The sequence below is a fragment of the Bacteroides nordii genome (assembly GCF_019930665.1).
GTDB lineage: Bacteria > Bacteroidota > Bacteroidia > Bacteroidales > Bacteroidaceae > Bacteroides > Bacteroides nordii.
The window spans coordinates 3,503,218-3,515,965 of the sequence record NZ_CP082886.1 but is presented as its reverse complement, the minus strand read 5'-3'; the positions used below and the strand labels follow the sequence as shown (position 1 = coordinate 3,515,965).

At 43.6% G+C, this 12,748-nt stretch carries 9 protein-coding genes; 1 reads left to right on the top strand and 8 read right to left on the bottom strand.

All coding sequences use genetic code 11. From position 1 onward, the window contains the following. Positions 1-21: 21 nt before the first annotated feature. The 8 genes from K8P02_RS13840 to K8P02_RS13805 form a co-directional block, all read right to left on the bottom strand. On the bottom strand, positions 22-825 hold the full coding sequence (locus tag K8P02_RS13840; protein WP_195350055.1) for a hypothetical protein: 804 nt from the start codon (positions 823-825) through the stop codon (positions 22-24). A 6-nt stretch (positions 826-831) separates the two neighbouring features. Beyond that, positions 832-1,887, bottom strand: a complete 1,056-nt coding sequence (locus K8P02_RS13835; RefSeq protein ID WP_025868046.1) for a DUF4249 domain-containing protein — start codon at positions 1,885-1,887, stop codon at positions 832-834. Between the two features lie 5 nt (positions 1,888-1,892). Continuing rightward, positions 1,893-4,574 (bottom strand): TonB-dependent receptor, encoded by a 2,682-nt coding sequence (locus K8P02_RS13830; protein WP_025868045.1) that lies wholly within the window; start codon positions 4,572-4,574, stop codon positions 1,893-1,895. A gap of 213 nt (positions 4,575-4,787) precedes the next feature. Then, positions 4,788-5,669, bottom strand: coding sequence for a FecR family protein (locus K8P02_RS13825; RefSeq protein WP_195350051.1), 882 nt, complete (start codon positions 5,667-5,669; stop codon positions 4,788-4,790). Positions 5,670-5,736: 67 nt separating this feature from the next. After that, a complete protein-coding gene (locus K8P02_RS13820) occupies positions 5,737-6,162 on the bottom strand; it encodes a hypothetical protein (protein ID WP_002562545.1) in 426 nt (141 codons plus the stop codon). A gap of 89 nt (positions 6,163-6,251) precedes the next feature. Next, a complete protein-coding gene (locus tag K8P02_RS13815; protein ID WP_002562544.1) occupies positions 6,252-6,809 on the bottom strand; it encodes an RNA polymerase sigma-70 factor in 558 nt (185 codons plus the stop codon). A gap of 16 nt (positions 6,810-6,825) precedes the next feature. Then, positions 6,826-7,959, bottom strand: a complete 1,134-nt coding sequence (gene hemW, locus K8P02_RS13810; RefSeq protein ID WP_025868044.1) for a radical SAM family heme chaperone HemW — start codon at positions 7,957-7,959, stop codon at positions 6,826-6,828. A 597-nt stretch (positions 7,960-8,556) separates the two neighbouring features. Next, the gene (locus tag K8P02_RS13805) at positions 8,557-9,708 is read right to left on the bottom strand and encodes an ISAs1 family transposase (RefSeq protein ID WP_025868361.1); all 1,152 of its coding nucleotides are present in this window, start codon (positions 9,706-9,708) and stop codon (positions 8,557-8,559) included. A gap of 720 nt (positions 9,709-10,428) precedes the next feature. Here K8P02_RS13805 and K8P02_RS13800 point away from each other — a divergent pair. Further along, positions 10,429-12,585, top strand: a complete 2,157-nt coding sequence (locus K8P02_RS13800) for an elongation factor G (protein WP_002562542.1) — start codon at positions 10,429-10,431, stop codon at positions 12,583-12,585. Positions 12,586-12,748: the final 163 nt, after the last annotated feature.

Here is a 12,748-nt window from a genome sequence, read left to right as displayed (position 1 = left end):
GGCTGCAAAGATACTATTTTCTCAGGATGCAGCCAGTATCAGGTTTAATTCCTGACAGATATTTTCTACTATTTCTTGGGTTGCTATTGAAAGACATTCGGTCATGGTACGCAGACAATTTTCGTTGGCCTGAACGGAGTTTTCGTATCCACGGTCGGGGGCTTGTTGCCGGTGATGGACGGTATAGGTTTTGTCCAGTAGGCAATCGTCTCCCCTTGATAAACGTACGGCAATGGATAAGTCGGTATTGGCATCATTGGCACGGTGATTGGGGAAAGTGATGTATTCGCCACCGAACCACAGGTAACTGCTTTCTTTCAGTTTCACTCCGGAGTAGGTTTCGTTATGAAGTATTTTCACTTTCAGGCTTAACGCAGAGTCGGGTAGGGCAGTTGGAATACTGTCTCCTAATAGTTCTCTGGGCATTCGGCGTGCATTTTTCCTGACGGGGCGCACAGGAGAAGGTTTCAGAATGAAATCGGGAGTATTACATTCGGTCAGCAAAGCTTCGGTGAGAAATTCACGATAAGTTTGTGTCAGCGAGCCTTCGCCTAACCGGACGTTGAAGCGGTTGGTTTCGTAGATATAGAGGAGTAGAGGAATTGCAAATCCACCTCTCTTTTTCACTGTGGTATAGTAGTCCAGATTGGAGTAGTCAATAAAGTCCAGATATACGGTTCGTTTGGCTTCTCCCTGATAAGCGGGGGAGGTGAGTTCGTAAAACAGATCGGACTTCATTGGGTTTATCTCCTTCTGCATGCTCCGGCTACTACGGCAGGAACAGAGGAGAAGGCTGGCCAGGAGAAATAGGTAGATGGTCTTCATGGTTTTTTAATAGGGATTATATGGGTCATATTTCTCGTCGGATATATTGATTTTTACACTTGTTTCTGTACTGATACTTACAATGCCAAGTCCTCCATGAACATTGCTGGCAAAAGTGACAGGTTCCATGGTTACGTCATCTGCAAAGTCCGATTCGCTAAGATTCAGTGCTTTTAAATACTGGAAATCCGTTTCACTGATACTAAGTATCCGGACGTAAGTATCCAGTGTTCTCCGCGTGACATCGTGGGATTCAAAGAGATAGGGCCAACTATCTGAACCGGATGAATACACCGTCATTGTGTACGATTGTCCGGAGAAGCGGCTGTCATCGAATACTCCATATATGTTCTGGGCTTGTTCAAACATACCGTTTTCGTCATCCTCAGAAGTGGTGGGATGTCCGTCTGTCAAGACTACATCTTCACGAGGGAGCATTCGGAAATTTTGTTGTGTAAGTACTGTATCTTTTAGTGCCAGACTGCCACTTATTGTACCCCGTCTGTACATGGTTGCATACAGTGTGTAGCGACGTTCCAGAACGAGACGATAGTAGTTCTTTTCGTCCGGACGGTCTGAGAAGGTGATGCGGTAGCGAAGCAACCGGTTGTAATAGTTGCCATATTCGCGGACAAGAGCAGTAGCGGTATCTACTTTTTCTATGGGCATTGGTGGTTGTGGCACTACTACTTCTGCCCAGGCATGAAATTCTCCGTCTCCGGTGCGGGCATCAATACGTACTTTGTCTCCCGGATGAAATTTAGTGGTGATGAGGAAACGTTTCTGTAAGGATACAAAATCTCCGGTGGGGATAGGTATTGCTTTGGGTGTTTCCACCAATACATCGTTTACCCGCACTTCTACACTGGCATTGGTGACATCACTTATAACGTATTGCCCTGTTTTATTCAGGTAGAGTATGTTGTTTGTGCTGTCGGCATTGATCAATGCGTTCATGATCAGTTTGGGCGGACGGGCGGCTTTATTGAAGTCTATTTCGTTTTCGCAACTGCAGATGAATGTCATTAGCATAAGGAGTGGAAATATGTATCTTGTTGTCATAATGCTCAAAATTTATAGGTGTAAGTTACTGAAGGAACACAGGGTAATAACGTTAATTTGGTGATCTTTCGTTTGGCTGGTATGTATTGAAGATATACCTTTCCATCTTCCTGGTTTTTGATATAAGAGGCATATCCTCCGGAGTTGTTACTGTATATCATTGTTGGATTCATAGCATTGTAAGCATTATAAAGGCTTATATTCCAGGTGCGTACTCCATGTTTGGTCTTTTTGTTGAAGTTTACTCCTATGTTCAACCGGTGGCTGGCAGGCAATCTGTAGTTATTGCGTTTCTCTATGTAATCTTTTTGCTGTATGGCATCCTCTCCCGGGCGGATGATGGCGGTAACTTCTTCGGCAATCGTAGCTGTGCCGCCTGTGGAGAATATCCATGAAGCGCCTATATCAATCCGGTTGCTGAACTTATGATTTACCACCAGGCTCAGGTTGTGGCGGCGGTCGTATTTATAGGGAAACCGTTCTCCGTTGTTGATACCTCCTACGGCAAACTTCCGGTCACTTTTGGCCAGTGTGTAGGCTATCCAACCGGTTGTTTTTCCGGTAGTTTTCTGTGCCATGAACTCTATTCCCATGGAACGTCCTTTGCCCATCTCTACTTTGTTTTCCCATCCGGAAGAAGAGCCAAGGAAACTGACTCCTTCTTTGTATTCCAGTACGTTACGCATCTGTTTATAATATCCTTCTACAGAAAATTCCCAGCCTGGAAGTCCCGTGTAGTAACTTCCCAATGAATATTGGTGGGCTTGCATCGGTTTTATTTTGCTGGTTACAGGCACCCAAAGATCTGTGGGCATAGAGATGGGAGTGGAGGAGAGCAGATGTATGTATTGGCTCATTTTAGTATAAGAAGCTTTTAGGGCGGTATGCCTGGTCAACTGATACCGGGCTGAAACGCGTGGCTGAGCCGAGAAATAGTTTCTCTTCTGTACCCGGAACATCGATAAGTGCAGCCCTACATTCATACGTAGCCGTGAACCTATGTCGAAATTATCTTCTATATAAGCGGATACTTCGTGTGCCTGGATTGTACTGTTGGAGATACTGTTGTAGAGGGTATCCTGTTTGGTTATTCCATCTTCCTTTTCCTGTATTTTGGAGGTAGCTACTTCCGGGCGGAAATCGTGATGGAGATATCCGGCACCGAATTTGATATGATGGGCGGGCGTGGGGTTATAATCGAAATCTATCAGATAGCTCCAGTCGCAGATGCCCGAGTGGTAGTTGGAATGATAATTACTCTCACTTATGCTTTCAAGGAGACTTGTTTTTGTGTATACCGTAGAGTTGGCGTCCATCCGGTATTTGTTGTAAGCCACGGTGGTGTTACTGAACAGCTTCTGGTTGAATATATAGTTCCAGCGGGCCGTAGCGATGGTGTTTCCCCAGTTGAGTGACATCTTGTCTTTGTACATGGATGAAGAAGAATCCGTGGTTTTGAAATAATAGCTGTCTTTCCCGTTGTAGAAGTTCAGAAACAGGCGGCTTCGGTCTGAGAATTTGTGGTTGATTTTAGCATTTATATCGTAGAAGTAGTAGCTTATTTTATCATCTTTCGGCATGAAAGGTTTCGCTATCAGATCTATATAAGAACGGCGTGCCGAAATATTAAAGGATGTTTTGTCACGGATGATTGGCCCTTCCAGTTGGATTTTACTGGAAAGAAGCCCTATACTGAGCGTACCGTGATATTTCTTCATATCTCCGTCATTGCTACGTACATCTACCACTGACGAAAGTCGCCCACCGAAGCGGGCGGGAAAGGAACTCTTGAAAAGTGTTACTTTTTTCACCGCTTCCGGCGTAAAAACAGAGAAGAAACCGAACAGGTGGTCTACATTGTATACCGGTACACCGTCCAGCAGGATAAGGTTCTGGTCCGGGCCGCCGCCACGTACATACAGTCCGGCGGATCCTTCTACACCAGCCTGTACTCCAGGCATCAGTTGAATGGTTTTCATCACATCGGCTTCTCCCAGAATGCTGGGCGTATTCTTGATTTGTGCGATAGGTATTTCCTGGGCTCCCATTTGCGTGGCGGTTATGCCTGCTTCTGCTTTGTCGGATATGATGACCACCTCTTCCAGCTGGTTGTTGTCTTGCATGAGAACGTTGATCAGAGTGTCTTTGCTCAATTCCAGTTTGTACTGCCGGGTGGTGTATCCTAAATACGAAAAACTTAGTTCTGTCTCTCCTGCGGGTAAAGTGATGCTATAAAAACCGTAAGGATTGGTAGTAGTGCCTTGCTGTTGACGACTCTCAAGGATGTTAGCGCCAATCAACGTCTCGGAGGACGTTCCGTCTGTCACATATCCGCTGATAGTGAACTTGCGGCTTACAGGTTTTTGTTTTTTCTTTTGCAAAAGGATGTGCCGTCCGGTTATCTGGTATTTTACGGGTTCATTGGCAAAGGCCAGATTAAGTATCTCCGGTATTGTTTTTTGTTTGACATCGAGTGTGAGGCGGTGGTTAATCTTCACCTCTTCTCCATAAATGAAAGAGAAACCGGTGGAGTTTTCTATTCGTTTGACGAACTCTTCCAGTGTGGCATTGCGAATGCTGAACGAAAGTTTTGTTTCAGCTTTCTGTGCCTGTGTCTGTAATGCGAAAAGAAGTACTCCGCCTATCAGAATCAGGCTTCTTATAAGAGATGTATGTATATGTTTCATGATTGATCAGTTTTGAATGTATTTCACCACAGGAGTAACACAGAGTTCCACCGAGTTTAAATCTTTGATGAAACGCGGATGATCGCAGATAAACGCAGATTAAAAGGCTGTGGATCTTTATTATCTATTTGTTTCCCTTTGCGAAAATCTGCGTTCATCTGCGTTTTAATAAATCATCGCTAGTCGTACCTCCCCGTGTGGGAAACACTCCAACTATTTTGCATTGATAATTATTCCTTTATCGTTTCGTTTGTACTCAAAGTCTCTTCCTTGTTGCAGCAGATGCAGGATTTCTTCGAGGCTTTCTCCGTTGCTAAATCGTGCTGTGAGATGGTAGTTGTACAATGCTTCATCTTCAATTTTTATTTCTACTCCGAATGAATTACTGAGTTCCCGTACTATTTCCTGTAAAGGCAGATGGTTGAAAATGAATGATCCGCTTCGCCAGGCTATTTCTGCGGCAGCATTTTGGGGCGTTTCAAGGGTCAGGCTTCCGTTCTCCTTATTATATATGGCACTTTCGTTAGGGCGTAATATAATACGTTCCGGGTTGTTGGCAATGGTTACAGCTACAGAACCTTCAAATAGGGTTGTTTTTACTTCCGGATCATTGGGGTAGGATTCTATGTTGAAGTGAGTACCCAACACCTGCACTCTGACGGCTTCGGCCTGTACGATGAACGGATGTTCCGCGTTCTTACTTACCTCAAAATAGCCTTCGCCATTTAATGTTACCTCGCGTCGTTTTCCACGAAAACGTTCCGGATAGGTGAGTGAAGAGAAGTGGTTGAGCATCACCTTCGTTCCGTCCGGGAGCTGTATGCTCCTGCATTCGGCAAGAGTGGAGACGGTTTGCATGTCCACCGGACCTATATAGTTATATGCCAGCCAACTCATCACACAAAGTAAGATAACTGCTACCGCTGCTGAGAATATTCGTATGCTTCTCGTCCTGAAGGTACGTTTATTAAGGGCAGGCAGCCGTCTTTCCAACAATTTGTAACTCTCTTCTGCCGAAAACCGTCCTCTTGGAGAACGGGTAGAGGCTATGAGCTTTTCGAGTATTTTCTCTGCTTCTGTTTCTGTATATTTCATTCTGTTTTTGAATAATATGCCAATGCCTAAATATCGCTTGGCGTACCTCCCCGTGCGGGAAGTACCTTTATTTGGGCATCAGCTCAATAGCCAGTTTGGATGTTTGTCCACCTTCCCACAGCGGTGTACAACTTATCTGGATAACTTGCCCTCTGATAGCCTTCTTCGGAGAGAGTACGATGGTTGTCTTTGCTTCTTTCTTTCCGGCTTTTATAGTCAGCCGGTCGTTGGTCAGTTTATAAATCGTACCTATTCCTGGTATGTTGGACTGGTGAATGTTTAGTTTAACTTCTCTGTCTTCTTTCTTTTTATCAACGGCAATTACTTTTACTTCCAGCGTTTCTTCCTGATTGGCCGGGTTGTAATAGTAGGTTTGTGTTGAGCGCTCAAACCCTACATAGTCTGTAGGATAGTCTTTTTTCTTGTTGTCGCATGCCAGCAACAAGAGGCTTGCCAACAGTGTCATGGCTGCCTGAGAATAGAATCTTTTCATACGTCAGTCTATTTTTGATTAAAAACATTATTCACTTATAAAGACAGGCGTCTTTGACGGATTCCCTATGCCGTTCTGGTGAATAAATGTTAATCTATCTCGGCACGTATGATCATCTCTTTCAGGCGTCCGGTTGCTTTCTGTAGCTGGGCGTCTACGGTTTTGGTGCTGATGCCCAATTCTTCTGCCACCTGAGCATAACTTTGTTTCTCTTCACGTATGCGTATAAACACTTCCCGGCAGCGTTGAGGCAGGCGATCCAGTGCTTTCACGTAACGGGCAAAAAGCTCTTCGCCGATCATTTCTTCTTCAGGCGAACGGGAAGCACCTTCCGTTTCGTCGGGTAGTTCATGGCTCGTGAGGGTATCCCGTCTCATCTCCTTCTCCAGATAATTGAGGGATGCATTTTTGACAAGTATAAAGCTATAGTCTTCAATGTTTCTCACTTCAGGGAGTGTACTACGTTGCTCCCAAAGTTTTAGAAACACATCGAGCACAATCTCCTGTGCCCACTCTTCCCGCTTCACGTAATAATAGGCAATGCGGAACAGGCGGTCGTACGTCAGGTCATAAAAACGGCGGAAGGCGGTTTGAGAACTCCATTCCTTCATCTGCCGTAGTAGTTTTCGTACTTCTGATTCGGTCATGGTGAGAGTCTTTGTGTTATTCTTCTACTTTAAGTAAGTCGCTCATGATACTGTCGGATATGAATATCCCTTTGCGGGTGAGGCGTAGATTGCCTTCCCTTTCTTCCAGCATGCCGTTTTTAATAGAAGGGGCGGCCATGTTGAGGCAATATTGCCACAGTTCCGTACCGAACTCTTCTTTTAACTTTGTTAGTGAAAGCCCCTGGCTGGTACGTATGGAAGTGATGATACATTCATTGTATCGTGTGGTAGTATCCAGAATCTCCGTTTCGTAAACTCGTTCTCCGCTTTCAATTCCCAGGAGATATTTATTGAGGGAAGCTATGTTCCATTCTCGTTCACGACGGTTGAATGAGTGTGCCGACGGGCCACAACCTAAATACGGAATTCCCTGCCAATATGAGGTGTTGTGCCGTGAAGGGTATCCCGGGCGGCAGAAGTTGGATATCTCATAATGCTCATATCCGGCTACCGTGAGCCGGTCGATGAGGCTGGAGAAGAAGTGCACGCTACTTTCCTCGTCTACTTCGCTGACGCGGTGTTGTTGCAACATCTTATATATAGGTGTACCTTCTTCATAGATCAGGTGGTAGGCAGAGATATGTTCCGGGTTCAGTGCGATAGCCTGTGTCAGATCGTGTTCCCAGCGTTCTGCCGTTTCTCCGGGCAGTCCGTAGATGAGGTCAATGCTGATATTCCGGAATCCAGCTTCCCGGCAACGCTCTATGGCAGTGATTGCTTGTGCCGCTGTGTGCCGGCGGTTGAGCAAGCGCAGGGTCGCTTCGTCAAAAGTCTGCAACCCCATACTGATACGGTTGAAAGGCAACTTGGTAAGCGTTTGCACATATTGCGGAGTGAGATCGTCCGGATTGGCCTCTAAAGTGATTTCTTGCACCTGCTTCATTCCGTAAGTTTTTTCAATGGTGTCAAAAACTTGTTGAAAATCTTCTCCGGAAAGCTGCGATGGAGTACCGCCTCCAAAGTAGATTGTCTCTATGGGTTCCCCTTGCAGGTATTGCCGGCGTATCTCCAATTCGCGGCAAAGGGCGTGGATGTATCTCTCTTTGAGTTCACTGCGTGTGGTAGAATAGAAATCACAGTAGATACAACGGGTTTTACAAAAAGGAATATGAATGTAGATACCTGCCATAGTCTGGTTATGTTGTTTAGTCCGCAAAAGTAAGATTTTAGGTTCATAAAGTGGTTATTGTGTGTGAGGATTTAACTATTTACTATACCTGTTAGTGGAATTGATTCAAATCAGATCCGATATGAATCAGTTCACCACAGAGGACACGGAGGGCGCAGAGATATTATTTTCTCTGATGAAACGCGGATGATCGCAGATGAACGCAGATTAAAAAACTGTAGTTCTTTATTTTATCGTTATTTCCCTTTGCGAAAATCTGCGTTCATCTGCGTTTCAATAAAGATTTAAAACTCTGTGCCCTCTGTGTCCTCTGTGTCCTCTGTGGTGAAATACATTCAAAACCGTATAGTGACGAAGATTATGACCCTATCTTTTCGATGGCGGAAGTACCTGTAGACGGCATCGATCCCCTTGTTCGGTGTTGTACTTTGTCTTTCTCAGAAAGGAATGTTCCTTTCCCCGGTGTGCAGTATTGTTTTAGATGTACATGTAAAGCAGCATGAGATGCACATGTCGTGTTGTCCCACATGCACATGTCGTACTGCTTTACATGTACATCTAAAACAATGTTACACACCGGGGCTCAGGGCCGACGCATTAAAATGCGCTGTCCTGTAAAAGTGTTGACAGGTATTTTTCATCCCATCCTGCTTTCAGCCTTTTGAGATTCATGCTTCCTTTTGTGACTTTATCATTCTTCAAAATGGTGAGCGCCATTTTTGTAACTGCCGAGAAATTTCTTGCTGCATTCTGCACTTTCTTGCTGTAGTCTTCCCTGAAGGTAACATCCAGTTGCCAATGCAGATTGTTTTCAATGGACCAATGCTGTCTAATGGCATTGGCTATTTCCTCCGGGTTAGTATTTTCAAGTGAAGTTATATAATACCTCGTTTTTTCAGAACGTTCCCCCGTTGCCAAAATTATCCTTTCGGATTTCATGCCCACTATTGACCTCAATCCCGCAAATTTGTCCTTAAACATCGGCTCCATGACCGGACCATAACTGACTACAGTACAGACTCTTGTTTCAAGCCTGCCATGTCCTGTACTTTCGCTGGTATGCCGGGTAACCCTATTGAGAATCACATTTCTGTTTTCATACCCATCAATTATTTTCTTGGCTAATTCATAACTACTCTTTTGATTTTTCTTTAAAGCTATTATATAGTTTGAATTCCGTTCAATAATGGCTTTTGTTATTTCCAACTGACAGCCCATGGCATCAATAGTGACGATACAATCATCCAGATCCAAGGCATGGATTAGCAGAGGAACAGCTGTGATTTCATTACTTTTATCATCCACTTTTACCTGACCCAGAGAAATACCGTTAGCTGCGGACCATGCTGAAACCATCCAGAGCTTAAAGCCTTCTTTGCCGGTAGTATGTTCATCATTACATTTGCTAGGACCACGCATTAGTTTTCCATCGATGGCTACAACACCTTTAATCTCCTGACACACTTGTTTCACCCAATTGCGGAAAATCAACTCAAAATAGGATGGTTTTATAATGCTGAAGAAACGATTAAAAGTATCATGGCTGGGGATAACTTCTAAATCGGGTATTCTACTTTTAAAAAAATCGAATTTAGCATGGCCAAATTCTTCAATCTCATTCCAAGACTGAGCACCACAGATGACAGCAGCAATGGATACATATATGATCGTTTCCATTTTATGTAACTTTTTACGATCCATCCGAGGGTCCTCTATTTGCTTACAAATGTCAATTATACCTATTTTCATGTCAATTACTGTTTAATATTACCATGTAAATATACGAAATATAAACGAAATAAAACAATGCTAAACAATTAATATTCAATTAAATAACAATAAGAAAAGTACATATACAATAGTAAATTATTTAATGCGTCGGCCCTGCACCGGGGCTTCATACGTTACTCTACGAGATAGAACTTTATCAATACCGGAGAAAGAGACTGATAGCAATGACAAACACCATTAAGTTCAAAACTGAATAGCAATGAGCAAAACTCACTACAGAGTTTCACAGAGCATTATTTATCTAATAAAACGCGGATTAACACAAATAAACACAGATTAAAAGATTGTAGTTCTTTATCATCTATTTGTTTCCCTTTGCGAAAATTTGCGTTCATCTGCGTTTCAATAAAGATTTAAACTCTGTGGAACTCCGTGTTACTCTGTGGTGAAATACATCCAAATCCATACAGAAAGGAATCAAACTTTTCCCCAGCGTATTTATCTGTATTTTAATAATTACCCATCGCCTGTCGCACCTCCCCGTACGGGAAGCACTCGGCTCCGGGTAGGAGGTTGTTCCTCGGAGCCGAGGAAGAAGATTTACGCAATGTGTTGCATAACATTGTTTAGTAACACTGTGTCCTTTGTTGCTTTTCCCCTTATTAATTCCTAATTTGCGACACTTAAATAAATGGTATGCGAGAACATACTGAGTAATTCATTTAAATCTTATTGATTATGAAGGTATATCAGACGAACGAAATTAAGAACATAGCCCTCTTGGGAAGTTCTGGATCTGGGAAAACCACTCTCGTGGAAGCAATGCTTTTCGAGAGTGGTGTTATAAAACGTCGCGGAACTATTGCCGCAAAAAATACAGTTAGTGACTATTTCCCCGTTGAACAAGAGTATGGCTACTCCGTTTTCTCCACCGTATTCCATGTAGAATGGAACAATAAAAAGCTGAATATGATAGACTGTCCGGGCTCGGACGACTTTGTAGGAGGCACAGTTACCGCACTGAATGTGACCGACACCGCAATAATTCTTCTCAATGGCCAATACGGCGTTGAAGTTGGTACACAGAATCATTTCCGCTACACCGAAAAACTGAATAAACCCGTCATTTTCCTTGTCAACCAGCTTGATAATGATAAATGCGATTATGATAATATCCTCGAACAATTAAAAGAAGCTTATGGCTCAAAAGTTGTTCCTATCCAGTATCCGATAAATACAGGTCCCGAGTTTAATTCGCTGATCGACGTCCTGTTGATGAAAAAGTACTCCTGGAAACCTGAAGGAGGAGCCCCTATCATCGAAGATATTCCTGCCGAAGAAATGGATAAGGCTATGGAATGGCATAAGGCACTTGTAGAGGCTGCTGCTGAAAATGACGAAGAACTCATGGAAAAGTTCTTTGAGCAAGACTCGCTGACAGAAGACGAAATGCGCGATGGTATCCGCAAAGGACTTGCCGCCCGTGGAATGTTCCCCGTATTTTGTGTATGTGCAGGCAAAGACATGGGAGTACGCCGCCTGATGGAGTTCTTAGGCAACGTTGTTCCCTTTGTTTCTCAAATGCCAAAAGTGACCAATACAGCCGGAAAAGAAATAGCTCCTGATGTAAATGGTCCTACCTCTCTTTATTTCTTCAAAACGAGTGTTGAACCCCATATCGGTGAAGTATCTTACTTTAAAGTAATGAGTGGAAAAGTACACGAAGGTGACGATTTGCTCAATGCCGACCGCGGATCAAAAGAACGTATGGCACAACTTTACGTAGTGGCCGGCTCCAACCGTGTCAAAGTAGAAGAGCTTTGCGCAGGTGATATTGGCGCTACCGTAAAACTGAAAGACGTAAAAACAGGCAATACACTGAATGGAAAAGACTGTGATAATAAATTTAACTTTATTAAGTATCCCAATTCAAAATACTCGCGTGCCATTAAACCTGTCAATGAAGCAGACGTAGAAAAGATGATGAGCATCCTGAACCGTATGCGTGAAGAAGATCCGACGTGGGTTATTGAACAGTCTAAAGAATTGAAACAGACACTGGTACATGGACAGGGAGAATTCCACCTCCGTACTTTGAAGTGGCGTCTGGAAAACAATGAAAAGCTACAAGTAAAATACGAGGAACCGAAAATCCCCTACCGTGAAACAATCACAAAAGCTGCCCGTGCCGACTATCGTCATAAAAAACAATCGGGTGGAGCCGGACAGTTCGGCGAAGTACACCTCATCGTCGAACCCTATAAAGAAGGCATGCCTGTGCCCGATACTTATAAGTTCAATGGACAGGAGTTCAAGATCAATGTAAAAGGAACAGAAGAAGTCCCATTGGAATGGGGAGGAAAATTGGTATTTGTTAACAGTATCGTGGGTGGTTCTATTGATACACGTTTCCTGCCTGCTATCCTGAAAGGTATCATGTCTCGGATGGAACAAGGTCCGTTGACGGGGTCCTATGCCCGTGATGTACGCGTTATTGTTTACGACGGAAAGATGCACCCGGTAGACTCCAATGAAATCTCATTCATGCTGGCAGGACGTAATGCTTTCAGCGAAGCCTTCAAGAATGCCGGTCCGAAGATTCTGGAACCTATTTATGACGTAGAGGTGTTTGTGCCGTCGGATAAGATGGGCGATGTGATGGGTGATCTTCAGGGACGTCGTGCCATGATTATGGGTATGAATAGCGAGAAAGGGTTTGAAAAACTAATAGCTAAAGTACCTCTTAAAGAAATGTCTTCTTATTCAACAGCGCTTAGCTCACTCACCGGAGGGCGTGCTTCATTCATTATGAAATTCGCAAGTTATGAACTTGTGCCTTCTGATGTACAGGATAAGTTAATAAAAGACTTCGAAGCCAAACAGGTGGAGGAGTAATTATTCGTTTATAATGCTTTAGCCGTCCTTCTTTCGTTCGAAAGGGGGGCGGCTTTTTCACTTAACAATGATTAAGAAAAGTAGAAATTCCTAAGAGAAAGATTTAATTTTTTATTAAATTTGCAAACCAAAGGATATATTGTTTTGTTATAGTCGTCAGAAC